Origin of the sequence: Pseudoalteromonas nigrifaciens, assembly GCF_002221505.1 — a bacterium.
Taxonomy (GTDB): Bacteria; Pseudomonadota; Gammaproteobacteria; order Enterobacterales; family Alteromonadaceae; genus Pseudoalteromonas; species Pseudoalteromonas nigrifaciens.
In genome coordinates this window covers 516,858-543,235 of sequence record NZ_CP011036.1, presented here as the reverse complement: position 1 = coordinate 543,235, position 26,378 = coordinate 516,858, and the positions used below count along the sequence as shown (strand labels likewise).

The window sequence follows — 26,378 nt, the reverse complement described above, 5'->3', positions numbered from 1 at the left end:
TTCTGGCGAATTCAATTATACCTTATCTTCATGCTGTTTGTTTTTCATACCACAAAGATCAACACGCCCTAGTTTTTCTATGCCGGCATTACCATTTATTTGCTGATACAAACTCTGTTTAGGCTTGCTGCTACAGCCAGCTAATACACTTGTAGCCAATAAAAATAGTATAAAAACTCTCATTACCAATATCCTGTCACCGATAAATACCAACCGATTTGATCGCTTGCTCCAGCTATACTGCCTAAATCTAAGTAGGCGGCGGTTACGCTCATATGTTTATTTGGCATCCAAGCTACAAACACATCTTTCCAATCTTGCTCGCCTAATCCTAGGTTATTTGTTTTTTGACGATACTCAACACCTAACGCTACTTCACGGCTTAAAAATATCGCTGTGCTTGCCTCAAATAACAATTTATTGCTGGTATTATTACCGCCATAACCCAGTAACCCTAGTTGGTTGGCTTTGCTGTAACGGGTGGTCACGTTCCAAAACCAGTTGTATCCTTCAATAGCACCTAAGTGTAATTTGCTTACCGCTAAGTAAAAGTCAGTGCCGCTGGTGCTCTGTGCACCCACTAGCTTTGCAACCGTGCCATCGTCTAACGACTTATGCTGTATACCCAAACTTACTTGTGGCCAACTACTGTAAACAATGTCGCCATATAAACGAACTTTAGCACCAGTTATCGACTGCTCTATTTGCGTACTCAGCGCGGGTACATCAAACTCTTGCTGCGCATAGCTAAGCTCAACGCGATTAAACAAATTAAGCTGTGCGCCACATACATCTAACGTATAGTCGGTTACATCTGCACGGCTACAAAAGCCATTAACCGAAACCTCATCCTCACTGGCATACCCCGCAAGTTGCGCCCACGGAACAAGGCCACCGCCACCAGCCCCCTCAACTTGAGACACCCCAGGAGTAGCTAATAATTTACCGCTACTCGCAGCAGTAATAAAACTGGCTGTGAGTAATACCCCTGCCATAAAACACTTAATGTACGCCATCGTATTCCTCTAACCACTGCTCTAATAGCTCAGCTTTTAATGGCCGACTTAAATAATAACCTTGGGCGTGATCGCACTTCATTTGCTTAAGTAGCGCTAAAGTACCTACAGTTTCTACTCCTTCGGCAACTACCGAAAACCCTAATTGATGCCCTAAAGTAATACTCGACTGCACAATAAATTGATCTTTTTGCGATTCATCTAGTTTTAAAATAAAGCACTTATCTAATTTAAGCTCATCAATTGGCAGCATTTTTAAACGCCCTAACGATGTTTGCCCTACGCCATAATCATCAAGCGATATTTTTACCCCAATAGCTTTTAAGTTTTCGAGGGCAATTATGCCTTTTTCTTCATTTTCAATCATATCGCGCTCGGTGAGCTCAATGGTGATCAACGCAGGGTTAACCTTATGCTTTTTTAAAGTACGTACTAATGACGAATGAAACCCCGCAAACGCAATATCTTGTGCCGATACATTGATAGCCGCTTGTAAATGTATGCCTTTTTGCTGCCAAGCGGCAACTTGTGCAATAACGGTATTAACCACCCAGGCGGTAAGCTCTACAATTAATCCCGACTGTTCGGCTAAATCAATAAACACCTCAGGCGACACCCAACTACCATCTTTACGTTGCCAGCGAATTAAGGACTCAACCTTATCAACCTTTTGTATTTTCATATTTAGTTTTGGCTGATAGGTCATAAATAACTGGCCGTCATCATCGCTTATAGCTTGCTTAAGCTCATCAAGCATAACTAAGCGCTCTAAATGCGCTTCGTCTTCGCCTTGTTGATAGTAATGAATATTTTGATGATGGCTGGTTGCGCTTTCTACTGCTATAAGTACTCGACGAATTAGATCCTCAGCTTGTTCACCGTGTAGCGGATATTGCACCACCCCCACACTAAAGCGTAAATTTATTTTTAAGTTTTGAATGGTGTAACCCGCTTGGAGCTGCGCCATTAAAGCAATAATGCCGCGTTTAAATTCGCTCACTGCCCCCGCCGGAAATACGGTTAAAAATTCATCACCACCAATACGCGCATGAAACCCACCCAACTCCTCTGAAAACTCACGAATACGATGTGCCACCGCTTTTAAGCACTTATCACCAATGCGTGGCCCCAACTTATCGTTTATATGTCGCAGGCCTTTAATATCGATAGCTACTAACGTGTGTGCAGTGCTTTTATTTAATTGTTTAGCTAGCATTTCTAGCATAGCCGAGCGGTTATAAAATCCGGTTAGCGCATCATGGCGAGCTTGGTAGCTAATTTGCTGTTCACGTTCATTTATATCGCTACCCATGTTATGAAAAGCATCCATAAGGGTAGCTATTTCACTGCTTTGTTTGCTGCCTTTAAATTCAAAATTATAATTACCCTTTGCAAATTGCTTAGCCACCACGGCCAATTGCGACAGTGGTGTAGTTAAATTATTTGCTAATAAACTACTGGTTACTACCCCAACAATTAAAGTAAGTATGGCAAGTATAATCAGCGTAATAAATAGCTGTTCAAAATCGCGATAGCTTTGGGTTAAATCGGCGCTGAGTAAAATTATTACCGGGTGAGCTTGCAGTGCAGATAGCTCAATTTCGCGATTTTTATACACTAAATAATCACCAAAAAAGCGCGACGTCGTTTTGCTATTAAAATAATTAACTGGTTGAAAATTTGCTGGAGGGGCTACCAGTGAGGTTTTTACTAAGCTATCTGCGTTCGCTATAAAGCTTACTTCCATACCGGTTAGGCTTTTAAGTTCTGAAGCTACATTACTGGTTATTTTAAAACCCACCAAACTGTAAGCTATGGTGCGCGGGGTTTTAACTGGCAGTAAAATAACCTGATACAGCTGGCCATTTAATACCACAAAACTAGAGCGCTCCGCGGTAGTTAATAACTCACTCATTAAAGGCTGCAGATTATCGGTAAAGTTGTCCTCATCATCATTGGTTGATATTAACAGCCCCGACAAATCTAACAGCAGCATTAAATCGGCATTTATACGCTGGCTATGATTGTATAAAACACTGCTTATAGTAGCAGCGTCACGCGTGGCAACCGCTTGTTTAAAGCCAAAATCGGAGGTGAGTACTTTAGCGGCAGTTAATAGTAGGTTTTCTTTCGAGTTTAAATATTGTTTATAAACATTTTGTGCCACGCTTATGTCTTGATTGACTTTTTCTTCTTGAAACTTACTTGTAGACCACCAAAAGCTCAGCAAACTAACCACAGTGGTTAATAACACCAAGCCTACACATAAAATGGTTATACGGTTTCGCAAATTGTTAGTCATTACCGCCCTTAAACTGACTGCCAAAGGTGTTACGTGGTGCTGGCGAGGAAGTATTTATGGTTATCGGTAAAATAGCTTGTGGCTCTATATTCATCATTTTTTTATTTTCTAAAGGCGCAGTTTGCAACGCATGCCAAATACTTATTTGCAAAGGCTGCGTAGTAACAGGCAAACTTACAACTCCGTTTTTATCGGTTTTATAAACTTGCTCACTCTTAGCCACATAGATATAACCCACCATAGAATCATGAATATTACAGCCTAGTACCACAACACCTTGAGTGTCAAAAATAATTGGCTCTTTGGGTTGCCCTGAGTAGAGTTTTAATTGAAAAGATTTAGCGCTTGAAAACGAATACACGTTATGGCGAATATTATCGCTATTAGGAAAGTTAACTAATTGCCCTTGCTGCACAATAAGTAGCTCAGGTAAAAACTGCTTATTTACCTGATCTATTACCGCAACGGGGAGCTTTTTAACACTTGGATTTGTAGGCTTAAAAGCAGTGTTTGCTTGGCCTATTTCAACAACGGCATTGGGTAATACCATACCGTGTTGATCTTTTATTACTAAATCAATATTTGCGCTAATAGCAGCGTGGCTAAAAAGCACACTTAAAGCGAATAAATAACGTTTTTTTGCAAAAAATTGCAATGCTCGTTCAAACATAACCATACTCAAATATTAATTTTAAGTTCAGTTAATTAGAGACGAGCAAAAATTGCAAGAAATATAGTTCAGTCACTAAAAATAAACATTTTAGCATTCATTTTTTAGCACTTTAGTCGTGTTATTTTATAATTAATCCATAATCGGCATCTAAAATAGCAATTACTTCTTGACGCGGATCAGCAGGAATAACAATCTCTTTGCCCACTATTTTACTGGCAATGCCTACGTAGGTATTTGACACTTCAAGCATTACTGACTCAGGTAAAATGTAATCTTTAGCTAGCTGCTCACGCTCATCCATGCGGTCTTTATTAAGTAGTACGTCACTCTCTGGCACGTTATTAATTAACAGCTGACGAAAACCTTCCTTTGAGTTTTCAACAATCTTGCCATCTTTATAAGATGCCTCATCCCAAATACGTGATGAATCAGGCGTGCCTACTTCATCAATATAAATAAGCTGCTCTGCGCCATTTATATCTTCTACATAGCCAAATTCAAATTTGGTATCTACAAATATTTGCCCAAGCTTAGCCAGCTCGCCACTTATTAGCTCAAAACCTTCCACTAATAACTTTTCGTATTGGGCTACATCATCTGCCGTTCTAAAGTTAAATACGCTTAGGTTATTAGTAATATTGCTACGCGTTATATTTACATCATCAACTGGGGGAATATCTGCCACACCAGTAATAATGCCTTTGGTAGAGGGAGTAATTAATACTTTATCGAGCTTTTGATTAGCTGTTAAACCTTCTGGTAAATTAATACCACAAAAGTCTCGTACACCTTTAGCGTAGTCGCGCCACATGCTGCCTGTAATATATTGGCGGGCAATGGCTTCTACTTTTACCGTACTGGCTTTGCGTACAATCCAAACATACGGATGCGGAATATCAACAATGTGATTACCCGCCAAACCGGCTTCATTAAACATGTTAAACCAATGAGCAGCCACTGAGTTTAATGCAATCCCTTTACCAGGAACGCCATTTAGGCCATTTTCACCTTGCCATATGCAATCAAAAGCAGAAATTCTGTCTGAAATAACCATAATGGCTAATTCAGTATCGGCAGGAACGTTATAGCCTTTTTCATTTATTAAGCGTTTGCTATCTGCATCGGTTAACCAATAAACTGAACGCACTTTGCCACTATGTACTTTACCTTTGGTACGAATGGGTAAGTCATCGTTTACGTCTAAAACTTTATAGCTAGTCATGCTATCTCCGGGGTTTGGCATGCTCAAAGAGCAAAGTATGGAATTGGGGTTAGGCGCTCTATAATAATCTAGCCAACCACAAAGCTCAATCTTAGGCTAAAAACAAATCATCTCAGTATATTTATCTAGCTAGCACATTGGGGTAAACTTGAATGATTACTTGCCCTAAGGAGCTAGCTTGAACTATTTAACTGCCACTAAGAATAAGAAATATTTAATGTATATTTCTCAAAATTATTCCTACGCTATTTTAAGACCTTTGCAAGCAGAAATATTTGCTCAAGGAGGGGAAGTTAAATGGTTTTTAGAAGGTGATGAAGTAGACCCTAAGTTTTTAAAACCAACTGAACATCGCCTTGAATCAGTCAAAAGTATAAAAGATTGGGAGCCAGATGCTGTGTTCATACCAGGCAATACTATTCCAAGCTTTATTCCAGGAAAAAAAGTAGCTGTATTTCATGGTTTTAATTCTGGAAAACTAAATAGAAAAGGTAAAGAAGACCATTTCAATATTAGAGGTTGTTTTGATTTATATTGTACACAAGGACCTAATACGACTTTAAGGTTTCAAGAGCTTGCTAAAAAGCATGGCTTTTTCCAAGTTTCAGAAACTGGCTGGCCCACACTAGATCCTCTATTTAATGATCATGCAAGTAATCCTTATTTAAGTAAAGACTCTCGCCCAACAGTATTGATCTGCTCTACATTCTCAAAACGCTTATCTCTTGCACCTAAACTTTATGAACAAATAAAACACTTTAGTGAAAGCGGTAAATGGCGACTCTTAGTTCAGTTTCATCCTAAAATGGCACAAGAGTGGGTTGATAAATACAAAGCGTTAAGTAATGACAATCTAACCTTTGTTGAAACAGACAATGTTATTCCTTTATTACAATCTGCTGATGTAATGCTGTGCGACACTTCATCCATATTACTGATGTTTTTGGTACAACGAAAACCGGTTGTAACGTTTTGCAATAAAGCACCTGAAAAACACTTACTTGATATTACGGATAAAAATAACGTTGAAGCCGCAATAGACTACGCACTAACTTACCCAAAAGAACTTGTAGATAATATTGAAGCTTTTTGCCAAGAGTTACACCCATACACAGATGGTAAGTCAAGCCAACGAGTACTTTGCGCAACCAATGAACTGTTGCATAGTGATGAAAAGCTCAAAGCTAAACCGCTTAATCTTCTTAGACAATTTAAAATGCGCAAAAGACTTAACTATTGGAGTTGGTAAGCCGTTATGATCAACCTTGAGAATGTCTCTTTCAAATGGCAAAAAAGCGCAGTCACCCCGACTCTCGCTATTAAGCAGCTTACGATTAATGCTGGGGAACATGTTTTTTTACATGGTCCAAGCGGCAGTGGTAAATCTACCTTACTGGCGTTACTGGCAGGCATTAATGTTACCACTAGCGGCCAACTTTGTGTTTTAAACCAAAACCTAAGTGCGCTCACCAACGCACAGCGCGATGTATTTAGAGCGGATCATATTGGCTATATTTTCCAAAACTTTAATTTACTACCTTATTTAACCCCATTAGAAAACGTGTGTTTAGGGTGCCAATTTTCGAAAAAGCGTCAGCAACACGTGCTCAGCCAAGCCGATAATATAGAGAGTGAAGCAGCCAGATTACTCAATGCACTGGGGTTAGAGCCGCACTTTCATAATCAAAATGTTGCCACTTTAAGTATTGGGCAACAACAGCGTGTTGCTGCAGCACGCGCATTTATAGGCAGCCCAGAGTTAATTATTGCCGACGAGCCCACATCGGCGCTCGACACCAACAACCGTCAAAGCTTTATAAAACTGCTGTTTGAGCAAGCTAAGCACGCCAACAGTACTTTAGTCTTTGTTAGCCACGACGAAAGTTTGCAACCACTTTTTAATCGCAGCATCGATTTAGTTAATTTGCAGGCAGCATCATGATCTTAATTAAACTCGCCTATAAAAGCCTATTAAACCGTCGTAGTAGCGTGCTGTTAACCCTGCTTACTATCGCTATTAGCGTTATGTTACTGCTAAGCATTGAACGGGTACGCATAGACGCAAAAAGTAGTTTTAGTAATACCATTTCGGGCACCGATTTAATTGTCGGTGCGCGCACTGGCGATATTCAATTACTGCTCTCGTCCGTATTTCGAATAGGCCACACTAACAACGGTGTGAGTTGGCAAAGCTATGAATACATAACCGAGCAACACGGCGTAAAGTGGAGCATTCCAATAAGCCTTGGCGACAGCCACAAAGGCCAAGCAGTATTAGGTACCACCCTTGATTACTTTAATTATTATCGGTTTGGCAAAAAGCAGCCACTGAGCTTTAAGCAAGGCCACGCATTTAACACGATTAACCAAGTAGTGCTGGGGAGTGAGGTAGCGAGTAAATTAAACTATAAACTGGGCGACAGCATTGTTATATCTCATGGTATGGGCAGCACTAGTTTTCATCATCATGATGACAACCCGTTTAAAGTGGTCGGTATTTTAAATGCCACCGGCACCCCTGTAGATAAAACGCTGCATATACCGCTGGCTGCTATCGATTTAATCCATGGTGGCCATAGTGCTGAGCATGACGAACATGAGCACGAGGAACATAGCAACTTAGTTGGCCACCCAAAACAAATTACTGCGTTTTTAATGGGCTTTAACTCACCACTTTACACGCTGCAAATTAGGCGCAATATAAACCAATATAAAAAAGAAGCACTGCTGGGTATTATGCCTACAGTTACACTAAAAGAGTTATGGGAAATGCTCGCCATTGTTGAAAAAATACTGCTGTTATTTTCTGTTGTGGTAGTCATTATTAGCTTGCTTGGCATGTTAACCACGCTCCTAGCTAATCTTAATCAGCGCCGTAGAGAGCTTGCCATATTACGCTCAGTAGGCGCTCGGCCATGGCAATTATTTACTCTCATTAGCATAGAGTCGCTGCTTACCACTTTACTCGGCTGCATAGTTGGGTGTGTATTATTTTATGCGCTGATGTTTTTTGGCGCAGGTTACTTACAAAGTCACGCTGGTATTAGCATTAACATTGCTATGCTCTCTTACTATGAACTCACACTTATAGGCGTTATTATGATTGCAGGATTTATTATTGGTTTAATTCCCGCAACTCGCGCTTACTTTTACTCACTCAGCGATGGCATGAGTATAAAAATATAACTAGGACAATCATGACGTTTTTAAAAACAACTTTTCAATACATCGCCTTGGTAAGCTTAATACTAACCAGCTTTGTTAGTAGTGCAAATCCACCCAAAGAAATTTTTTGGGAAGACCTAATTCCACAAGGTCATATGCAAATAAACACCCAAGCGCAAGCTAACCACGAAGGCAGTGAGCAAAACTGGGTTCAACCAGATCTAAACGCACCTGTAGTAAAAGCACTTGATGGTAAATCGGTAAGCCTACCGGGCTTTGTAGTACCACTTGAAGGCGACAGTGAAGTAATTACCGAATTTTTACTGGTTCCTTATTTTGGCGCCTGTATACACGTACCGCCGCCGCCGCCAAATCAAATAGTACATGTAACCATTAAAGGCGGTGTCCCCATCGACAGCCTATACGACGCCATAGTAGTGACTGGTGTAATTAGCACCCAAACATGGTCAGGCGAAATAGCCCAAGTAGGCTACACAATGAAAGCCGTAGGCGTAGCCCCGTTTGAGCTTTAAAACCGGAGGTTTCAGCGGGTAAGGTTCCCCCTCCACATCACGATCTCACCCTCTTTGTGAATTAATCACTTAAAAGCATTTTGCACAAAGAGGGTAGATGAGAATCTTTAGTACTATTCGCTGCCCTTCACTTCTGACACTTCCCACAAAACACAGTACTTCTTTGCCCTAACCTAACTTCTTGTAATTCGCTTTTACACACCAAGCAAGGTTGCCCTTTGCGACCGTACACTAAAAGTTGCTGAGCAAAGTAACCCGGTTTCCCATCGCTTTGGGCAAAATCTTTTAAGGTGGTGCCTCCTTGGGTTATTGCTGCGGCTAGCGTGTCTTTAATTATAGGGATAAACGCTTCAAAACTTTTCAGTGATACTTTACCGGCTTCGCGGCGAGGATCTATTCCCGCTTTAAATAATGATTCGTTAGCGTAAATATTACCGACCCCTACGACAATAGCGTTATTCATTATAAATTGTTTTACCGGCACTTTTTTATTGCGTGATTGCTGATATACCTGTTTCGCAAAAAATTCGTCCGTAAGCGGCTCAGGCCCAAGCTTTGCCAATAACTTATGAACTGAGCCCGGCGCTTGCCATAGGCAACAACCAAAGCGGCGCGGATCGTTTAAGCGCAGCGCTTTACCGTTAGCAAAAATAAATTCTATATGATCGTGTTTTTTAAGTGGCTCGTTAGCACTTACTACGCGTAAATTTCCCGACATACCTAAATGCAAAATAGTAGAGCCTAACTCACAGTGTAATAACAAATATTTTGCGCGGCGCTCAACGCCCGTTACGGTTAAACCCGTTAGCTGATATACATCGTCTGGCACTGGCCAACGCATGCTGCCATTATGAATATTTACCTTAGTAACAACTTGATTTAAAACATGCGGGGTTATGCCCATGCGGCTTACTTCTACCTCTGGTAATTCAGGCATTTAATACACTCACTTTATTATAAAGATTATTGTTCGCTCGGGGTTGAACTAGGAAACAACTGTTTAACTACAGCTAAATCAAGCGCAAATACACGCTGGCTATTTTTTTCGAGTAGATAATACTGCCCATCGCCCTTGTAAAGCAAATACACCCAAGGTAAAGGTTCGCCCGCCAGTTCAAAGGTAGCTACCGAAAGTGGCGCATTAGGATTAAAAACAACTGACTCATGAACCGACATAAGCTGAGCACTTTGCCACACGTTAACCAGTTCACCTAGCTGCTGCTCCGTGCCTTGCCAAGTAAGCGGCACATCGATTTGTAATGCGGTTGTACGCCAGCTTGTGCCTATACGTTCAATTTTTTGATCAACAAAACTCAACGTTAATACAAAACTTTGTATTGGTAACACTGGTTGCAGTACCGGCTCGATATTATTACCACCAATATTTTTATGCCAACCATTTAAAAAGAAGATCATAATCAACATCGAAAAAATAATAACGTTGTTCCAACCTTTACGGCTTAATTGCATGCTCGATGTTCCTAATTAGTTCAATAGTTTAAAGTGTAACCAAAACTTAATTACACTGTCTATATGTTAAATCCACTATACTTTGTTAGAATACGCGCAAATTTTTAGGAGTTTCATCAATGTCAATGTATGTAGTGGGCCATAAAATCCCAGATTCAGATTCAATATGCGGCGCAATTGCACTCGCTTATTTAAAAAACCAAATTAATGAACCAGCCATTCCAACGCGTCTTGGTGAAATTTCACCAGAAACTCAATTTATTCTTGATAAATTTGGCTTCGAAGCGCCAGAGCTAAAGCTTAGCTACGCCGGCGAAGATGTGTATATTGTTGACCACACAGAAAAAACCCAAGCACCAGATGATATAGACCAAGCTCGCATAGTCGGCGTAGTAGATCACCATAAGCTTGGTGACCTAACCTCATCAGCACCACTAGAGTGTTGGATCCGCCCTGTAGGTTGTTCAAACACCATAATTAAAATGATGTACGATTTTTACAATGTAGAAATCCCTAAAAACATCGCCGGTATTATGATGTGCGCTATTTTAAGCGACACCGTTATTTTTAAATCGCCAACGTGCACTACTGCCGATATTAAATGTGTTGAAGCGCTAGCAGAAATAGCCGGTATTGACGATCCTAAAGAGCTCGGCATGGAGATGTTTCGCGTTAAATCGGCAGTTGCCGACACGCCTATACGCGACCTGGTTATGCGCGACTTTAAAGACTTTAACATGAACGGCAACCTAGTAGGTATAGGCCAGCTAGAAGTGATCGACCTTGCAGTATTTGACGATATTAAAGCTGATTTAGCGACCGATATCGCCAAGCTTAAAACTGAAGGTAACCGCCACTCAGTATTTTTACTGCTTACCGACATCATGAAAGAAGGCTCAGAAATGCTAATTGCATCAGACGACGCAAACCTAGTAGAGCAAGCTTATGGTGAAAAACCAGCAGACGGAAAAGTATGGCTAGACGGCGTACTGAGCCGTAAAAAGCAAGTAGTACCACCACTACAAGATGCTTTTCAAAAAGTATAATGTAAGCAGATACTAGAGGTCAGCAATCAGACTTCAAAAAAACACCGCGTTTATTTAAACGCGGTGTTTTTATTTAAAATCGTAGTAATCAAATGCTATAAAGTCACACTATCAAACACTACTCTGCTCTTTATTTATGACTAAAACCTGACCACTGCCCTTGAACCTTTAGCTGGCTCTTTCAACTCTTATTTCTGCCTGACCACTTGCTACCTGCTATCTGCTATTTACTTTCAATCACTACCAAATAAATCGCGTGTGTATACTTTATCTGTAATATCACTCAACTCTTCAACCATACGGTTAGAAACAACTACATCAGATATTTGTTTAAATTCATTTAAGTTTCTAATAACGCGAGAGTTATAAAAAACATCTTCTTTAAGCTCTGGCTCATACACCACCATTTGCACATTACTGGCTGCAATTCGCTTCATGATCCCTTGAATAGCAGACGCTCTAAAGTTATCAGATCCCGTTTTCATAACGAGCCTGTAAATTCCAACGACTTTAGGATTTCGTTTAATAATTGAATCCGCTATAAAATTTTTACGTGTGGTATTGGCATCAACAATAGCGCAAATCATATTGTTGGGTATGTCTTTATAATTTGCTAATAACTGCTTGGTATCTTTTGGCAAACAATAGCCACCATAGCCAAACGATGGATTGTTATAATGATTACCAATGCGAGGGTCAAGTCCAACCCCTTGTATAATTTGTTTACTATTTAATCCATGCGCTTCGGCATACGTATCAAGTTCGTTAAAATATGCGACCCGCATTGCAAGATAGGTATTTGAAAATAATTTAATGGCTTCAGCTTCGGTCGACTCAGTAAACAACACTGCTATATCTTGTTTAATCGCCCCTTGCTTAAGTAAATTAGCAAATACAGCAGCACGCTCACTTTGCTCACCAACCACAATGCGTGATGGGTGTAGGTTATCGTAAAGCGCCTTACCTTCACGTAAAAATTCAGGAGAAAATATAATATTGTCTACGCCCAGCTGCGCTTTCATCCGCTGCGTAAAACGCACTGGCACTGTCGATTTAACAATTATTACCGCGTGAGGATTATAAGCCAAAGCGTCGTTTATCACGGCCTCAACAGAGCTGGTATTAAAATTATGAGTGTGGGTATCGTAATCGGTAGGGGTCGCTATAATAATAAAGTCAGCGTTACAGTACGCCATGCTTTTATTAGTTGTTGCAGTAAAACTTATATCATCTCGTTGTAAATATTCACTTATATGAAAATCGACTATCGGCGATTGCTTATTATTTAAAAGGGCTATTTTTTGCTCATCTATATCAAGTGCTATAACCTCGTTATGCTGGGCTAGTAACATGGCGTTCGACAAACCAACATAACCAGTACCTACAACTGTTACCTTCATATTCATCCCTAATATTTAAAATATTCTATATCAGCTAAAAGTATAGTTAAGGCTAAATTATAGGCAAATTGAAAAGTGCAAAAAACACACTAGCAACACACTCTGCCCTTATTTTTATTTCTAACTGAAAACTAATCGCAACCCATTACCTACCCTTGCATTTAAACTAATTAAAACTAAGCTGTTACAAACAATACGTTAAAACACTTAAAAGCTGCTTTCATCTTTAATTGAAAGTTACGGCTAAAAGTAGATCACCGCCCTTTTTAAGCATACAAGGACGAACAATGAAAATGGACGAACAATGAAAATACTGCATCATGGGGCTGTTAATGGCGTTACCGGTTCGTGCCATGAACTAGTGATAAATAACAGCACATCAATACTCATTGATTGTGGACTATTTCAGGGGGAGGATTCAAAAACTGATTTAGCTATTGGGTTTGATATAACTAATGTTACGGCATTAATTGTTACTCATTGCCATATTGATCATGTGGGGCGCATACCGTATTTATTGGCTGCGGGATTTAAAGGGCCTATTTACACCACTAAAGCGTCGGCCAGTTTATTACCACTGGTGATAGAGGATGCATTAAAAGTAGGGGTAACACGCGATCCTAAAATAATTGCTGCCTGTTTAAGCTTGTTAGCCAAGCGTATTGTTGCGGTTGATTTTAAAACCTGGTTTAACTTACCTATCAATCCAAGCGTTAATAATGCTGAAAATACCCAAACAGCCAAAGCACGGTTTCAGCGAGCCGGGCACATTTTAGGTTCAGCCTATGTTGAAATTGACATTCTTGAGAACAAAAGCACTAAAACCACTCCTAACAACACACAAGGTAAAAGTACGCATCGCGTGGTGTTTTCTGGCGATCTAGGCGCGCCCTATACTCCCCTATTACCCACACCTAAGCCGCCGTATAAAGCCGACACTCTAGTCATTGAATCGACCTATGGCGATAAAAACCATCAAGGGCGTAAAGAGCGTACTCAAACATTAAAAAAAGTAATCGAAGGTGCGGTTGCCGATAACGGCGTAGTACTCGTGCCCGCGTTTAGTATAGGTCGAACTCAAGAGCTACTTTACGAACTAGAGCAGTTAATTCACAGCGCACCTAAAAACTCACCATGGCACAGCATACACGTAATACTAGACTCCCCCATGGCGGCAAATTTTACTGAGCAGTACAGAAATTTTAAACATTTATGGGACGCTGAAGCCAAACGCAAAGTTGCCAAAGGCCGCCACCCGCTCGACTTTAAAAACCTAACCACAATCGACACTCATAAAGAGCATGTGGCCATTATTAACTACTTAGCCACTCGCCAAACCCCCGCCATTATTTTAGCCGCCAGCGGCATGTGCACCGGCGGGCGCATTGTAAATTACCTAGCGCGTTTTTTAAGTGACAAAACCACCGACATACTGTTTGTAGGCTATCAAGGACGCGGCACATTAGGGCATGATATACAAACCTATGGCCCTCGTAACGGCTATGTATTTGTAAACGACACTCGCATTATCATAAACGCCAAAGTACACACTATAAGCGGCTACAGCGCCCACGCAGATCAAAATGGGTTAATAAAATTTGTAACCGGCATGCGTAAAAAGCCCAACCATATAAAAATAGTGCATGGCGATGATGATGCGAAAAATGCGCTCGCAAATAAATATCGCGAAATTTTAGGAGAAAAAACATTCGTGGAAATCGCTAAATAATAAAAATTAACCATAGGTAAATGAAGTCTTAGTACACAGTGTGTAAAGCTGCCATTTCGTTCAATTATCCACAATGAAAACTTTTATTAAACAGCATTTAATATTGAACATTTTAATTTTCAAATCATAAAGATCTTCCTCCCTTTTTTAGTCATAATGCGTAGCACATATAAGCGCTGTCGCTTTCTCTGGAATGATACTCTGAGCCAGATGCAAGTATGCCAACCTGGTAAATAATCACCTGTTTGGGGGAATCACGCAATTATACTGACCTAAAGTCATTGCTTCGCTCTCAACGACATCAAAGCCTTTACAAGCAAATATCTACACGTATCATTTTTAAGACTAGTAAATAAAAGGACTCTTCTTGTTTAAACTTCCCTCGACTACCATTGCACTTATTATCGTTTGTAGCGGCTCTATCATAGGGCCACTTGGCATGGCAGGCGTTAACATAGCGATCCCAAATCTCGCTGAAGATTTAAATGCGAGCGCGAAAATGATCGCGTGGATGCCCACCTTGTATTTACTCAGTAGCGTCATGTTTATGCTACCGTGCGGAAAAATAGCAGACAACTATGGCCGCAAACGCGTATATGCTTCTGGTTTAGCCTTAAATGCGCTGGCCTCGCTTATGTGTGCGCTGGCAACATCGATTGAGTGGGTGCTTTTTTGGCGCTTTATACAAGGAGCCGCAGGCGCCATGATTTTTGGTATCGGCGTTGCCATCATAACCTCTGTCACACCTGATAATAAACGAGGGATGGCACTGGGCACCTCTGCGGCATGTGTGTATATAGGGCTCAGTGCTGCCCCGGCAATGGGTGGTTGGCTTACTGAAATGTGGGGATGGCGCGCCGTGTTTTACTCGCAGATCCCACTGGTACTTATGCTGCTCATTACCATTAAATTGTTTTTACAGGGTGAGTGGAAAAACGATAAAAAATCACCGTTTGACTGGTGGGGCACCGTTATCTTCTCGCTTTTCGCACTGTGCTTAGTATTAGGGTTAAGTGATTTACCACGTATGTCAGGCTGGCTTTTAACATTACTTTCAATCACCTTTTTGATGTTATTTATTGTTCATCAAAGTCGCAGCCGGCGGCCACTCATTAGGGTACAAATGTTTTTAGAAAGCCGTGTATTTAGCCTCTCACTGTCTACGTCATTTTTAATGTATGCCAGTAACTTTTCACTGGCCTTTTTGTTAAGTTTGTATTTGCAATACATTAAAGGATTAAGCCCCGCACATGCTGGGAAAATAGTGTTACTCCAAGCGGTTTCAATGGCTATCATGGCGCCACTGGCAGGTAAATTTGCCGATAAAATACAACCACGCTTACTTGCCACATTAGGCTGTATCATTGTTATGATTGGCTTTTTTCTACTTTCTCTACTAACGGTGAACTCAAGCACAACTTATATTAGCGGCTCACTGCTATTATTGGGCATTGGCTTTGGCTTATTTTCGACCCCAAATAACAATGCCATTATGGGCGCAGTAGATAAAAGCGAGCTAGGTGTCGCATCTTCTTCAATGAATTTGTCACGCACGATTGGTAATTTATTTGGTATGAGCTTAATCAACTTAATTGTGCAGTATTACCTTGGAGACAGTACTTTTTCAGCGCAAAATAGCCCCGCATTAATGAGTACCATTTCATTGGCGTTTAAAATGTCTTTAGGATTTGTAATTCTAGCAAGCTGTATTTCTGCACTGCGTGGTCGAGCTTAAATTGTGTTTAAAAATAATTTAAAGTATGTATAAATACTAAATTACGCTTCACGTTATAGAACGAGAATGCCGCAAATACCGTTAAATAGTGTGCTTTTAGGTTTATTTATTCGTGCGTCTGTTTTAGCACTCTTTATTAGTCACATTTCAAACAGGGGACAGAATTGGCCCTTTTTTATAATTAAGTTACATAAAATCAGAAGCTTGATTATAAATCACCTTGCTTTAAATAATCATCAAACACGGCTCAAACTAGGTAAGCAATTGAAATATAAATAAAAAACAAACTAAGCGTCGCAACAATAAAACCCCGTGATATTATCAACTTTATAAGTGCCTATCAGGTGTCGATTTTAGCGCTCTGTGTGGATACGTTTTAAACAAGGACGCGAACTGGTCTTGAATCAATTTTAAACTATTTAAAATCAATTACTTAAATTAAAACTATCTTGCTTTAAACAGTAATAAAACACGACCAAACCATATAAACCATTGAAATTTAAATAAAAACCTCATCCAATAGTTCCCGCTATTAGAAGAAAACACCCCCTCCCCGACAGCCCTTATACAGCAAGGCTTTGCGCGCGATTTAGCTTTTTAAATGAGACACAAAAACGTCTGATTTTTAACATTTGAGACAGTTTTAATCGGGCAAAATGCGAGTGAAAAGTGTCTCAATATGGCCATTTACGACACGCTAGCACATCAAAAGTCTGAGATGAAAAAGTGTAAAAATTCACTTTTTAATATGCCAACATATTAAATAATGCCCATAAAAAAGGGATTCACCGTGTCTCAATCTGGCCATTTACGACACGCTAACACACTAAAAGTCTGAGATAAAAAAGTGTAAAAATTCACTTTTTAATTATATAGTCAGGCAATTTCTCACCTCATTTAAGGCTGATTTTACGCGTTAAAATGACAACCAGTGAGTCGGCTTGGCGCGCTCAAGCCTGCGATTTTATCGTAGCTTCATCCGTAACTGGTGAAATAGTGAATGTAAAAGTGAATACTCAATGCTAGACGCGCTATACAGCGCCTAAATGGGGTGAAGTCGATAGGTATAGCGTGGTGCTTTTGCGCAAAAGCGCCAATGTTACTCATGTAAATAATCAATATGTGTACATGATGTACCACTTATAAAGACCTAATGAAATGAGAGTGGTTTAGAGCGTAAAATCACCGGTTTTATGCGTAAGCGCGAGTGTTTATGCGTGAAAATGACTGCTTTACTCATGTATAAATACTAGAATCTTACACATATGACCATTACAACTCACTAACCGCCTTTCTTTAGGACCAAGAATACATATTTACGTAAAGCGCGAGCGTTTATGCGTGAAAACGCCTGTATTACTCATGTAAAAATACCAATTATCTGCATGGATGACCGCTTGCTATGACCTAATGACATTAGCGTAAAGTATTAATTTAACAGGTAAAGAGGCAGTGTGCCTGCGAAAAGCATCCGTATCATCAAGGTCAAAACTCAATATTTATACATAGATGACCTATTTTAAACGGCCTAGTGAAATAAAAGTGGTTTATAGCGTACAGCACCTGTTTTTATGCGTAAAAGCACCCACCTTACTCGTGTAAAAATGCCTATAATCTGCATAGATGACTATTTAAACTCAACAATTGTCTCCTTTTTGGACAAAAGAAAGCATATCTGCATCAATTGTTAGTGTTGCACATGCAAAAATATCAGGAGTCATACATAACTGACCTCTCGTTGATTGGTCCTTTTTAGAACAATAATCCACACAATATGTAGCCTTAAGATTAATTATTGTTACTATATATAAAAACAAAAAGGGAATTAACAAAATGAGAACAGCATTACTTACCACAGTCATATCGCTTGCCGTTTTAAGTGGTTGTAAATCAACCCACCGCTACGATGTATTAGCGCCTAATGATCCAATACCGTTAACTATCAACAGTACAGATGTATATAAGTGGGACAACGATGATAGTGTGCCGTTTAATCTTGCCAGATTAGGGTATAACTCAGGTGTAGGCCGTGGTGTAAACGACTCAGCTAACCCGCAAGCGAATACCGTAGGAAAAAGTAGCGTTGGCTTATCTGCTGCAACTGGGTTTCTTTTCGGTGGCGTTCTTGATGCTGTAGGTAACGGTGTTCTTGCGTCTAACACCAACGACCGACGTGATTGGCGGCCTTACATTGTAGATTTTGTGCCTGTTGAGCAATTAGATATAACGAAACCCGTTGATGCCGCGTACATTGTCCAGCAAAGACTTGGTGGTTATTTTAAAGAAGCGATGGCTGAAATAGATGGCGCTGATTTTCATGGTGCGTTTTTCCAAAAAAATAAACGTATCCCATCTGATAACTATATTGTTTACTCAGGCGATGAATGCGTTAAAGCTTACAGTTATATGCATACAGAAAACAACCTTATAGGTGTTAAATCTGATTTCTGGAAGAAAAACATTGTAAATATCACAGACGAAGCTAGCTCTTTAGAAACGGGTTGCGCTGTTGGCTTTACATCTTCTGTTGCAGGTGTCTTGAATGGCCATTATATCGTGGTACATGAAGCTAGCGTTCCAAACATGGGGATATATACAATGCTATTAGCAGCACCAAAGCTACCGATTGCAACGGTATTTCCTAGTTCACTGCAAATGAGTGATATAAACACAGGTAAAAAATCACGTGTTTCTTTACCTACCTCTTTTTCATACGTTAATGGTGTAAAGCTGTATTTTGATTCAAATGTGAAAAGCAAGCCTATTATTTAAGCGTGTTCCCCCCTATCGATTCAAAGACTGGGGGACTTCTAACTGAATCTAAAGATAGCCATATGGCCAACTAAAGAATTATTTGTAAGCGTATAGCTTACGGCACCTGGCTTGTTTAATGTTCCAAGGTAACAGCGATTCAAGATTATCATGCTGCTCAATAAGGTGCTGTAAACAAGTAGAAATATAATCATGCACTATAAGGTCATTTGCCCTTGCGGTTTATACGTAAGCGCGCAATTAAACCCACATACCAATATTAATGCTACCTATGCATAATTTACTCAGCATATTAACCTGAGGTAATTATGAATAAACAGCAAAAAATAAAACACTGGCAAGGCATTTTTGAGCAGCAAAAATCGAGTGGTTTAGCCATCATTCAATTTTGTCGTGATAACAACATTAACGCATCGACTTTCTATGTTTGGCGTAAACGCCTTTCTGACGAAACGATAAGGGTTAAAAAGCAACAGGTGATCCCGTTTGTTATTCATGAGCAAGCCTTTACACACCCTTCAATCATTAAACTCATCACACCAAACGGCTATCAAATAGACTTCGAGTCGACATTAGCTAACCAAACACTAGCCAAATTATTGAGCGTACTGTGACACCTTGCACACACCAAGTTTACTTGGTCACGGGATTCACCGACATGCGAAAATCAATCAATGGGTTAAGTATTATTGTCAGCGATACCCTATCTCTCGATCCTTTAAGCCAAGCGTGGTTTATTAGCGACAATTACGGTGGCCGGTCTAGCGACAATTATCTTGGCCGGTTGATCTGATAAGGTTCGGTACAGCAGAACGGAGGAGTTCACTGTGCCGGGAACACGAATCACTGATCAGTAGGTCGCTATTTATATGAAACATAGAAAGCGTAATAGCCAAGTTATCCGGCTGCGAAAGCAGGTATTTCAGAACGTTCAGCAAGGCGCATTGATAAACTGGATGAGCAGCCATTGTCTAATAAACGCCAATGGCGAACGCGTATAGATCCACTTGAGTCTATCTGGGACAGTATTGTTGGCCAGTTACGTTTTCAGAGAGCCCGGTGTATATCCATGCTTTTATGAAGAACTCGAATAATTACAACTTCTTTCTTGCCGAATTCTTTGTAATAGATGACATGACTCCCTTGCGGTCGCTTTCTATAGCCTTCTCTAATGTAATCACAAATATAACCTAGCTCTGGTTCTTCTGCAATTTGATGAAAAACGCTATCAAGTAATTTTAAATAGTCATTTCTCTGCTGCCTGCCCCAGTTAAGTTGCGTGTAACGAGCGATTTTTATTAAATCTGATTTAGCTTTTTTAGATATATGAAATTTCATATCAATGATTTTCTTTATCTAAATCACTTAATAGTGTGTCATATGAATAGTCAGCTATTCCGCTGTTTTCTCCCTCAACCAACATATTCCTTAGATTGTTCATTTTCAATTCTTGATCTTCTAAGGCTCTTAATCCAGCTCTTAGAACTTCACTTGCAGATCCATACCTACCAGTCTCTAATTGCTGACTAATAAATGAGTCAAAATGCTCACCTAATGTAACACTTGTATTTTTCGCCATGCCAACCTCCAATACCAATATTTAATATATTCTGGTATCAAAAACATATCAAGTCAATTAAGAAAGACAAAAAACACCCCCTTGAATCGCTAACAAAGCGTATTGTAATATTTGCTGCAAGTTCACCCCACGAAGACCTATACTATAAAAAGTCGTTACTTTATGAGTTCCCTACCCCTACATCAGATACAAGTGTATTGGCCAATGCAGTCTCTGATGTAATTAATGATATTTTTAAGGCTAATACGCGGTTTTATCGCTGTGGTATTGGTGCAATAGAATTAGAAAGTGAGCTGTATCAACAAGCTGATATGTTCAGTGTTAATTCCGACAACCCTCAAATGATGAAATGCTTAGCAGTTTCGCCGTAAACCCTCGCCCGATCCGAGGGCGGGGATATAAGGCGTAAAGTTCGAAGAACTTTAATCTGGTGTGGATTGGCTATCAACATAAGCTCGAAGCGTTTCAATCGTTGCTCCACCCGCACTGCAAGCAAAGTAAGACCTAGACCACAAAGCAGCACTCTTACTTTGTCTTGTTAAATGCGTATTTTGTAATCTCAGCATCCGTGATGAAACGGCTTTAAGATTATTCACCATTACGCTAATTGAAAGTTTTGGCGGGTACGCCACAAGTAGATGTATGTGATCTTGTTCTCCGTCCATCTCAATAAGTTCACATTCTAATTTTCCGCAAGCTGACTCAAGTGCATCCCTTAACTGTTCGATCATTACGCCAGTAAGTAACTTACGCCTGTACTTCGTTGTGAAAACTAAATGCACTACCAACTTGCTTACGCTGTGGCGCTTTCTCAGGTAATTACTCAACAGCTCTTTATTGTGTGCACTCACTTTACAAATCCAGTTTAACTTAATAATATATAGATATTATACAGATGAGCACTGAAATGTTAAAAGCAACAAAGGTACGTATTTACCCAACGCAAGAACAGGCTGAGTTTTTAATTGCTCAGTTTGGCGCTGTGCGTTTTGCGTATAACAAAGCTCTTCATTTAAAATCTCACATGTACCGCAAGTATGGTGTCACTCTGAATCCTAAAAAGGATATAAAGCCACTACTTGCAGTTGCCAAGAAATCACGAAAATACCACTGGTTGAAGCAATACGACTCCATCGCTTTGCAGCAATCGGTGATTAACCTTCATCAGGCCTTTGATAACTTTTTCAATCCGAAGTTAAAAGCCAAATACCCGCAATTCAAACGTAGGCAGGGCAAACAATCTAGTTATCACTGCGTAGGTGTTAAGGTGCTTGATGGCGCAATCAAGCTCCCAAAGATGAAGCCTGTTAAAGCGAATATCCATCGTGAAATTATTGGCTCAGTTAAAAGCATCACGGTAAGCCTAAGCAAAACGGGTAAGTTCTACCCAATAGCGCCAAGTGCTCCATCTAAATCTAATGAGCCAAAGCGAGTTAATTTAGGTGGTGGTGAAAGGCGCACCACCACGAAGTGGTGGCTTTAATCAAATCCTTCCTGCTGAGCTAAATATTGCTTCACGATTTCAAGTGGTGCACCTCCGCAACTAACCAGACAATAACTTCTGCTGTAAAAAACTGGCTTCCAGTAAAACTCACCCAAGTGTTCGGAAAACTCCTTTCGCACAAGTCTTGATGTAGCAGTTTTTAAACTGTTCACCATTTTACTTGGTTGCATCTTGGGATTAGCAGAAATTAAAAGGTGAAGGTGATCTGGCTCACCATTGCACTCCAAAAGCTCACAATCCCAAGATTTTAACAACCTTTTGTACTGAGATTCTAAGTACGCGGCAACCTCTGGCGTGATACAGCGATGACGATATTTAGTTACAAGGACTAAATGGTAGTGAATATTATAAACGCTGTGATACAGCGTATTTAGGGCTTGTTTTTTCATAATAACTAAATATAATTAGTTGTTATGAAAAAAGCAATCCGTAAAGTTACATATAAAATGAAATCATCAGTTTCTCAAGAAGAATCGCTGATGGATTTGTTTGTCCACCATCACCAGTTGTACAACTGGGCTTTACGTGATCGCATCGAAACATATCGTGATTCTAATTACAGTCTTAACTTTCACGAACAGTGCAAAATCAACACTCTGTGGCGTAATAATCGTAAAGCGCATGGCATTTTCAATGCTAATGCTCAGAGTGAGCAAGTCACATTAAAACGTGTTGCACTGGCTTTTGACGGTTTTTTTAGACGGCTCAAAAAAGGTGATAAGAAAGCTGGATTCCCACGTTTTAAACCATTTCAACGCTTTAAAGGTTGGGGCTACAAGGCTCATGGTGATGGTTGGAAGCTCAACCTGAAAGAAAAAAAGCATGGTGCTGTTTATTTGGCTGATGTTGGTATCGTTAAGATCCGAGGTAAAGCTAGAAACACAGGAGGCAAGCCGAAAACTGCCGAAATCATCCGAAAGAATGGTGAGTGGTTCATTTCAGTTTCAATGGAGTATGACACCATTGAGAGAAACTGTGGCACTAAAGCTGTTGGCTTGGATTGGGGTGTTTCTCATTACTTTTCGACTATCGATCAGGATGGTAATTTTGAGCAAGTCGAAAACCCCCGTTACCTCAGAAACAGCAAAGAGCGATTAACCTCTTTACAACGTGACCTCGCGTTAGCGAAAAAAGGCACTCGCACCCAGCGAAAATTAAAGCATCAAATTGCCAAACTCCACCAGAAAATCGCCCGTCAAAGACTCGATTTTACTCATAAAGAAACTGCAAAATTAGTTGAAGTGGCGGCATTGATCGCCACCGAAAAACTCACCGTTAAGAACATGACTCGTAGTGCCAAAGGTACTGTCGAGAAAAACGGAAAAATGGTGAAACAAAAGGCTGGTCTGAATCGGGAAATTCTGAACACCGCGCCAGCCATGACTCTTAATTTGCTGCGATACAAAGCGGAAGAAGCTAGTAGCGAATTTGTTGAAGTACCAACAAAGCAAGTTAAGCCAAGTCAAACCTGCCCAGACTGCGGAGCTAAGAAGAAGAAATCCTTAGCAGACCGCTGGCACTCATGCGAATGTGGTTGTGAGAAGCCCCGCGATGTAGCCAGTGCGCAAGTTAACTTAAACTGGGCGTTAGGTATTCAGGCTGGGAACCAGCCTAAAAAGGTAGCTTAGGCTTTCTTTTTGAAACTCCTTCAAAACGCGCAGCGTTTAGTGGGAGTTGTTCATGCCTCGCTCCTTGTTGATGATGGAGTTGAAGCGCCAGTACTGCTTCACACGATAAGTAAGGTTACAGGTATCGATCTAGGTTTATCTCATTTTGCTATTCAATCTAATGGCAGAAAAACCGCCAACCCAAGATTTGTAAAACGTGCTGAGAAAAACCTCAGACGCAAACAGCGTCAGTTATCCAGAAAAGCAAAAGGCAGCGCAAACAGGGCAAAAGCACGTTTGCTGGTTGCCAAATGCCATGAAAAAGTAGCGAATGCTCGCGCTGACTTTCAACACAAACTCTCTCGAACTCTCGTTGACGAAAACCAAGCGGTGATAGTTGAGACATTGAAATCAGCCAATATGATGAAAAACCGCAAACTGGCGAAACACATAGCGGATGCCTCATGGCATGGCTTTGTCGTTAAGTTGGAGTACAAACTGAAAGAGCAAGGTAAGCACCTAGTGAAGCTCGACCAGTGGTATGCAAGCTCTAAAACTTGTCATTGTTGCGGTCATAAAATGGATGAAATCCCCTTATCAGTTCGCAAGTGGGATTGTCCATCTTGCGGCACTACAGGTATAGATCGCGACTTAAATGCCGCCCTCAATATCCGTGATAAAGGTATTCTGGAATTAAAGGCGGCTGGACAGTCGTCTCTGCTTATGGAAGCTGCGTAAGTCTCGATACTACCGAGCAACGGCTAACGAAATAAGAAGCATCGCCTGATAAGGCGGTGAGTAGTCACTCAAACCTGGAATATGAAGCGTGCTTTTTTGTCGCCGCATTACACAACACGTTGGTCTGATATTCCTATTATTAAATGCAGTGATTAAATATCTGGATGTTTAATCATTGGCATTGTTGGTAAAAAATATTTAGCGCAATAACAGCGTTAAAGTTAACAAAAATACGCAACAAATTTTAAATAAAGCAGCGAGCAGAAAATACAAATCCGCTAACACCCTCCAAAAAAAACCGTACACAAAAGTATACAAAACCCTGATTTAATCTTAAAAACCCCATCGTCAACATAAAACAATCAAAAAACTCACAAAAATTTTAAAAATTCAAAGAGACATTTATTTTAATAAAGCAAAAAACGAACAACCCCTAAGCCATTGAAAATATGCATCATTGATGACTTTTAAACGAACATTGTTTTTTATTAAAAATATTTTTATCGCCTGATCTTTTTCAGGTGCTAAAAAAGGGGTCTCTAATCTGAGACACATTAAAAAATTCCTTTACTATTTATTTTATTCACATTTTAGCTATTGAGTCATTTTAATACGTGAGGATGTTTAAGTTTAGTTCGCCAAATAAGTATACCTACAAAGCAGGAGTTAATCGCCGCTGTAGCAAAAAAAGCGCGTTACCATAATTAAACATAAATAAATAAATGAATAAATTAATTTATAAAAAATGCAGGAGGTTTTTATGAAACGCAAAAGTTTTCACTTTTTAAAAAAAAATTGGTAGAGCATCAAAAATAGGTACCTCTGTCACACACAAAAATTTTTTTATTCTTTATTATGGACAAGATAAATGTTTTTGGCGCTTACCTCTTAAGAGTTTTTTTACAAAACGCGAATGGTTTATTCGCCCTGAATAAGTAGGCCTACATAGCCGGACATAATCGTCAAAACAAAAATGGTAAAGGGTTACCATAAATTAAACATGAATACGTTAATTAAATAGAGTAAACCAATGAAATATAAGAAAAAAAAGATTCAGTTAACCAATGCGAAATTACAAGTTCACCCACAATTAATGGAGCTGACTAAAAATGATGTCGTAAATTTAAAAGTAAACCACTGCATTGGTGAGTTACCCATTGAGGTAATACAAACGTTATTAGATTTAAATCCTTTGAAATTCACTTCTCTAATTTTAGTCAATTTCAGCGCGATATTAATTAGTAACAAAATGAACACACCAGTAATCGTGACATTAAATTATATAAGGAACCCATGTTGTGCCAAAGATTAAAAAACTATCGTTAAGCGCGCTTAAATTGCGACAACACCCAACGCTGACTACTGTGGTATCAGACGATAGGTTTACGCAGAAAAAACTACCCGACATTCAGTTTTTTTCAATTGAACAGCTTCAGTGTTTGCTTGACTCTAGCCCTATACCTGTCTTAAAGAGTAAAGAAGAAGGGGAGTATATAGCATTAGCTATTATACCTCTGATCAAAATTCTTCTCAGTCATAATGCAGCATTTAAGTTAATTGCATCACTCATTATTTATGATGAAGCTGAGCCAATAATATCCACCCTTGCGTTAATAAAGCCAGCACTACTTACACCCGAATTCAGATCTTTACCGCAGAAATTACACGGCCGGCATAACAAGGCTAAGTCTCTTAATTTAGCTGTACCCAATCAAAAACAGCTTAGTCATTTAGCTCAAGTATCTCGGTCAAGTATTAGAGGAGTTAAACGAACCTGATAAAAACTAAATTCATTAGCAGAATTTTTTGAATAAATACCATGCGATTTATTCATGTTTTTAAACATCACTAGTGTGCTGAGGAGGGCCTACTTTTTAGCTTTAAAGT

The 26,378-nt window shown here is 39.8% G+C and carries 27 protein-coding genes and 1 pseudogene; 16 read left to right on the top strand and 12 right to left on the bottom strand.

From position 1 onward, the window contains the following. Positions 1 to 15: 15 nt before the first annotated feature. From PNIG_RS02505 to PNIG_RS02485, 5 genes are all read right to left on the bottom strand, one after another. On the bottom strand, positions 16 to 183 hold the full coding sequence (locus tag PNIG_RS02505; RefSeq protein ID WP_244181059.1) for a hypothetical protein: 168 nt from the start codon (positions 181 to 183) through the stop codon (positions 16 to 18). Next, positions 183 to 1,016 (bottom strand): DUF3034 family protein, encoded by an 834-nt coding sequence (locus PNIG_RS02500; RefSeq protein ID WP_089367739.1) that lies wholly within the window; start codon positions 1,014 to 1,016, stop codon positions 183 to 185. Before PNIG_RS02500 ends, PNIG_RS02505 begins: the two co-directional genes overlap by 1 nt. Then, positions 1,003 to 3,318 (bottom strand): EAL domain-containing protein, encoded by a 2,316-nt coding sequence (locus PNIG_RS02495; RefSeq protein WP_089367738.1) that lies wholly within the window; start codon positions 3,316 to 3,318, stop codon positions 1,003 to 1,005. The genes PNIG_RS02500 and PNIG_RS02495 overlap by 14 nt, the downstream gene beginning before the upstream one ends. Then, complete coding sequence (locus PNIG_RS02490) at positions 3,311 to 3,988, bottom strand: methylamine utilization protein (protein ID WP_089367737.1); 678 nt, start codon at positions 3,986 to 3,988, stop codon at positions 3,311 to 3,313. Before PNIG_RS02490 ends, PNIG_RS02495 begins: the two co-directional genes overlap by 8 nt. Positions 3,989 to 4,109: 121 nt before the next feature. After that, a complete protein-coding gene (locus PNIG_RS02485; protein ID WP_089367736.1) occupies positions 4,110 to 5,213 on the bottom strand; it encodes a phosphoribosylaminoimidazolesuccinocarboxamide synthase in 1,104 nt (367 codons plus the stop codon). A gap of 217 nt (positions 5,214 to 5,430) precedes the next feature. On the opposite strand from PNIG_RS02485, the gene PNIG_RS02480 reads away from it, so the two are divergent. Genes PNIG_RS02480 through PNIG_RS02465 form a run of 4 tightly spaced genes read left to right on the top strand, consistent with a single transcriptional unit; the run spans position 5,431 to position 8,911 of the window. After that, positions 5,431 to 6,462, top strand: coding sequence for a CDP-glycerol glycerophosphotransferase family protein (locus tag PNIG_RS02480; RefSeq protein ID WP_089367735.1), 1,032 nt, complete (start codon positions 5,431 to 5,433; stop codon positions 6,460 to 6,462). 6 nt (positions 6,463 to 6,468) lie between these two features. Beyond that, positions 6,469 to 7,155, top strand: a complete 687-nt coding sequence (locus PNIG_RS02475) for an ABC transporter ATP-binding protein (protein WP_089367734.1) — start codon at positions 6,469 to 6,471, stop codon at positions 7,153 to 7,155. After that, positions 7,152 to 8,399 carry an ABC transporter permease gene (locus PNIG_RS02470; protein WP_089367733.1) on the top strand — a complete coding sequence of 416 codons (1,248 nt, stop codon included), beginning with the start codon at positions 7,152 to 7,154 and terminating at the stop codon, positions 8,397 to 8,399. The genes PNIG_RS02475 and PNIG_RS02470 overlap by 4 nt, the downstream gene beginning before the upstream one ends. Before the next feature lie 11 nt (positions 8,400 to 8,410). Continuing rightward, positions 8,411 to 8,911 carry a DUF3299 domain-containing protein gene (locus PNIG_RS02465; protein ID WP_011327159.1) on the top strand — a complete coding sequence of 167 codons (501 nt, stop codon included), beginning with the start codon at positions 8,411 to 8,413 and terminating at the stop codon, positions 8,909 to 8,911. A 127-nt stretch (positions 8,912 to 9,038) separates the two neighbouring features. Here the strand turns inward: PNIG_RS02465 and mutM are convergent, their stop codons facing one another. Continuing rightward, a complete protein-coding gene (gene mutM, locus PNIG_RS02460; protein ID WP_089367732.1) occupies positions 9,039 to 9,848 on the bottom strand; it encodes a bifunctional DNA-formamidopyrimidine glycosylase/DNA-(apurinic or apyrimidinic site) lyase in 810 nt (269 codons plus the stop codon). Positions 9,849 to 9,874: 26 nt separating this feature from the next. Then, a complete protein-coding gene (locus PNIG_RS02455; RefSeq protein ID WP_089367731.1) occupies positions 9,875 to 10,381 on the bottom strand; it encodes a hypothetical protein in 507 nt (168 codons plus the stop codon). Positions 10,382 to 10,500: 119 nt separating this feature from the next. On the opposite strand from PNIG_RS02455, the gene PNIG_RS02450 reads away from it, so the two are divergent. After that, positions 10,501 to 11,427, top strand: a complete 927-nt coding sequence (locus PNIG_RS02450; protein ID WP_011327155.1) for a manganese-dependent inorganic pyrophosphatase — start codon at positions 10,501 to 10,503, stop codon at positions 11,425 to 11,427. Positions 11,428 to 11,660: 233 nt separating this feature from the next. Here the strand turns inward: PNIG_RS02450 and PNIG_RS02445 are convergent, their stop codons facing one another. Continuing rightward, positions 11,661 to 12,827 carry a nucleotide sugar dehydrogenase gene (locus tag PNIG_RS02445; RefSeq protein ID WP_011327154.1) on the bottom strand — a complete coding sequence of 389 codons (1,167 nt, stop codon included), beginning with the start codon at positions 12,825 to 12,827 and terminating at the stop codon, positions 11,661 to 11,663. Between the two features lie 361 nt (positions 12,828 to 13,188). On the opposite strand from PNIG_RS02445, the gene PNIG_RS02440 reads away from it, so the two are divergent. From PNIG_RS02440 to tnpB, 5 genes are all read left to right on the top strand, one after another. Beyond that, complete coding sequence (locus PNIG_RS02440) at positions 13,189 to 14,556, top strand: MBL fold metallo-hydrolase RNA specificity domain-containing protein (RefSeq protein WP_370446737.1); 1,368 nt, start codon at positions 13,189 to 13,191, stop codon at positions 14,554 to 14,556. Positions 14,557 to 14,923: 367 nt separating this feature from the next. Then, positions 14,924 to 16,291, top strand: coding sequence for an MFS transporter (locus tag PNIG_RS02435; RefSeq protein WP_089367729.1), 1,368 nt, complete (start codon positions 14,924 to 14,926; stop codon positions 16,289 to 16,291). Positions 16,292 to 18,124: 1,833 nt separating this feature from the next. Continuing rightward, positions 18,125 to 19,063, top strand: a complete 939-nt coding sequence (locus PNIG_RS02430) for a hypothetical protein (RefSeq protein ID WP_089367728.1) — start codon at positions 18,125 to 18,127, stop codon at positions 19,061 to 19,063. A gap of 308 nt (positions 19,064 to 19,371) precedes the next feature. Beyond that, complete coding sequence (gene tnpA / locus PNIG_RS02425; protein WP_089367727.1) at positions 19,372 to 19,677, top strand: IS66 family insertion sequence element accessory protein TnpA; 306 nt, start codon at positions 19,372 to 19,374, stop codon at positions 19,675 to 19,677. Then, positions 19,674 to 19,856 carry an IS66 family insertion sequence element accessory protein TnpB gene (tnpB, locus tag PNIG_RS19875; RefSeq protein WP_256620754.1) on the top strand — a complete coding sequence of 61 codons (183 nt, stop codon included), beginning with the start codon at positions 19,674 to 19,676 and terminating at the stop codon, positions 19,854 to 19,856. The genes tnpA (PNIG_RS02425) and tnpB overlap by 4 nt, the downstream gene beginning before the upstream one ends. 254 nt (positions 19,857 to 20,110) lie before the next feature. On the opposite strand, the gene PNIG_RS02415 is transcribed toward tnpB, so the two are convergent. Continuing rightward, positions 20,111 to 20,401: a type II toxin-antitoxin system RelE/ParE family toxin gene (locus tag PNIG_RS02415; RefSeq protein WP_008114000.1), complete on the bottom strand. Its 291-nt coding sequence runs from the start codon at positions 20,399 to 20,401 to the stop codon at positions 20,111 to 20,113. A gap of 1 nt (position 20,402) precedes the next feature. Beyond that, on the bottom strand, positions 20,403 to 20,642 hold the full coding sequence (locus PNIG_RS02410; RefSeq protein ID WP_008113998.1) for a type II toxin-antitoxin system ParD family antitoxin: 240 nt from the start codon (positions 20,640 to 20,642) through the stop codon (positions 20,403 to 20,405). Between PNIG_RS02410 and PNIG_RS20290 the strand changes: the two genes are divergently transcribed. Continuing rightward, complete coding sequence (locus PNIG_RS20290) at positions 20,627 to 21,013, top strand: DinB/UmuC family translesion DNA polymerase (RefSeq protein ID WP_174819157.1); 387 nt, start codon at positions 20,627 to 20,629, stop codon at positions 21,011 to 21,013. The genes PNIG_RS02410 and PNIG_RS20290 overlap by 16 nt on opposite strands. A 51-nt stretch (positions 21,014 to 21,064) precedes the next feature. Here PNIG_RS20290 and tnpA (PNIG_RS02400) read toward each other — a convergent pair whose 3' ends face one another. Beyond that, positions 21,065 to 21,472: an IS200/IS605 family transposase gene (gene tnpA, locus PNIG_RS02400; protein WP_370446749.1), complete on the bottom strand. Its 408-nt coding sequence runs from the start codon at positions 21,470 to 21,472 to the stop codon at positions 21,065 to 21,067. A gap of 77 nt (positions 21,473 to 21,549) precedes the next feature. Between tnpA (PNIG_RS02400) and PNIG_RS02395 the strand changes: the two genes are divergently transcribed. After that, on the top strand, positions 21,550 to 22,125 hold the full coding sequence (locus PNIG_RS02395; RefSeq protein ID WP_244181058.1) for an RNA-guided endonuclease InsQ/TnpB family protein: 576 nt from the start codon (positions 21,550 to 21,552) through the stop codon (positions 22,123 to 22,125). On the opposite strand, the gene tnpA (PNIG_RS02390) is transcribed toward PNIG_RS02395, so the two are convergent. Beyond that, a complete protein-coding gene (gene tnpA / locus PNIG_RS02390) occupies positions 22,122 to 22,535 on the bottom strand; it encodes an IS200/IS605 family transposase (RefSeq protein WP_036932744.1) in 414 nt (137 codons plus the stop codon). The two genes, PNIG_RS02395 and tnpA (PNIG_RS02390), sit on opposite strands and share 4 nt — an antisense overlap. A gap of 24 nt (positions 22,536 to 22,559) precedes the next feature. Between tnpA (PNIG_RS02390) and PNIG_RS02385 the strand changes: the two genes are divergently transcribed. The 4 genes and pseudogenes from PNIG_RS02385 (at position 22,560) to PNIG_RS02365 (ending at position 26,269) form a co-directional block, all read left to right on the top strand. Continuing rightward, positions 22,560 to 23,774, top strand: coding sequence for an RNA-guided endonuclease InsQ/TnpB family protein (locus tag PNIG_RS02385; protein ID WP_024605726.1), 1,215 nt, complete (start codon positions 22,560 to 22,562; stop codon positions 23,772 to 23,774). 9 nt (positions 23,775 to 23,783) lie between these two features. Then, positions 23,784 to 24,491: an RNA-guided endonuclease TnpB family protein gene (locus tag PNIG_RS02380; RefSeq protein ID WP_008464268.1), complete on the top strand. Its 708-nt coding sequence runs from the start codon at positions 23,784 to 23,786 to the stop codon at positions 24,489 to 24,491. A 75-nt stretch (positions 24,492 to 24,566) separates the two neighbouring features. After that, a pseudogene (locus PNIG_RS20365) lies at positions 24,567 to 24,647 on the top strand (DUF4113 domain-containing protein); the annotation flags it as partial. 1,142 nt (positions 24,648 to 25,789) lie between these two features. After that, a complete protein-coding gene (locus PNIG_RS02365) occupies positions 25,790 to 26,269 on the top strand; it encodes a hypothetical protein (protein WP_008464267.1) in 480 nt (159 codons plus the stop codon). Positions 26,270 to 26,378 lie beyond the last annotated feature (109 nt).

What these genes read in the sequence shown, in the direction of transcription:
- PNIG_RS02505 (WP_244181059.1), bottom strand. Translation starts at nt 183, where the DNA reads ATGAGAGTTTTTATACTATTTTTATTGGCTACAAGTGTATTAGCTGGC.
- PNIG_RS02500 (WP_089367739.1), bottom strand. Translation starts at nt 1,016, where the DNA reads ATGGCGTACATTAAGTGTTTTATGGCAGGGGTATTACTCACAGCCAGT.
- PNIG_RS02495 (WP_089367738.1), bottom strand. Translation starts at nt 3,318, where the DNA reads ATGACTAACAATTTGCGAAACCGTATAACCATTTTATGTGTAGGCTTG.
- PNIG_RS02490 (WP_089367737.1), bottom strand. Translation starts at nt 3,988, where the DNA reads ATGTTTGAACGAGCATTGCAATTTTTTGCAAAAAAACGTTATTTATTC.
- PNIG_RS02485 (WP_089367736.1), bottom strand. Translation starts at nt 5,213, where the DNA reads ATGACTAGCTATAAAGTTTTAGACGTAAACGATGACTTACCCATTCGT.
- PNIG_RS02480 (WP_089367735.1), top strand. Translation starts at nt 5,431, where the DNA reads ATGTATATTTCTCAAAATTATTCCTACGCTATTTTAAGACCTTTGCAA.
- PNIG_RS02475 (WP_089367734.1), top strand. Translation starts at nt 6,469, where the DNA reads ATGATCAACCTTGAGAATGTCTCTTTCAAATGGCAAAAAAGCGCAGTC.
- PNIG_RS02470 (WP_089367733.1), top strand. Translation starts at nt 7,152, where the DNA reads ATGATCTTAATTAAACTCGCCTATAAAAGCCTATTAAACCGTCGTAGT.
- PNIG_RS02465 (WP_011327159.1), top strand. Translation starts at nt 8,411, where the DNA reads ATGACGTTTTTAAAAACAACTTTTCAATACATCGCCTTGGTAAGCTTA.
- mutM (WP_089367732.1), bottom strand. Translation starts at nt 9,848, where the DNA reads ATGCCTGAATTACCAGAGGTAGAAGTAAGCCGCATGGGCATAACCCCG.
- PNIG_RS02455 (WP_089367731.1), bottom strand. Translation starts at nt 10,381, where the DNA reads ATGCAATTAAGCCGTAAAGGTTGGAACAACGTTATTATTTTTTCGATG.
- PNIG_RS02450 (WP_011327155.1), top strand. Translation starts at nt 10,501, where the DNA reads ATGTCAATGTATGTAGTGGGCCATAAAATCCCAGATTCAGATTCAATA.
- PNIG_RS02445 (WP_011327154.1), bottom strand. Translation starts at nt 12,827, where the DNA reads ATGAAGGTAACAGTTGTAGGTACTGGTTATGTTGGTTTGTCGAACGCC.
- PNIG_RS02430 (WP_089367728.1), top strand. Translation starts at nt 18,125, where the DNA reads ATGAGAACAGCATTACTTACCACAGTCATATCGCTTGCCGTTTTAAGT.
- tnpA (WP_089367727.1), top strand. Translation starts at nt 19,372, where the DNA reads ATGAATAAACAGCAAAAAATAAAACACTGGCAAGGCATTTTTGAGCAG.
- PNIG_RS02415 (WP_008114000.1), bottom strand. Translation starts at nt 20,401, where the DNA reads ATGAAATTTCATATATCTAAAAAAGCTAAATCAGATTTAATAAAAATC.
- PNIG_RS02410 (WP_008113998.1), bottom strand. Translation starts at nt 20,642, where the DNA reads ATGGCGAAAAATACAAGTGTTACATTAGGTGAGCATTTTGACTCATTT.
- PNIG_RS02395 (WP_244181058.1), top strand. Translation starts at nt 21,550, where the DNA reads ATGTTAAAAGCAACAAAGGTACGTATTTACCCAACGCAAGAACAGGCT.
- tnpA (WP_036932744.1), bottom strand. Translation starts at nt 22,535, where the DNA reads ATGAAAAAACAAGCCCTAAATACGCTGTATCACAGCGTTTATAATATT.
- PNIG_RS02385 (WP_024605726.1), top strand. Translation starts at nt 22,560, where the DNA reads ATGAAAAAAGCAATCCGTAAAGTTACATATAAAATGAAATCATCAGTT.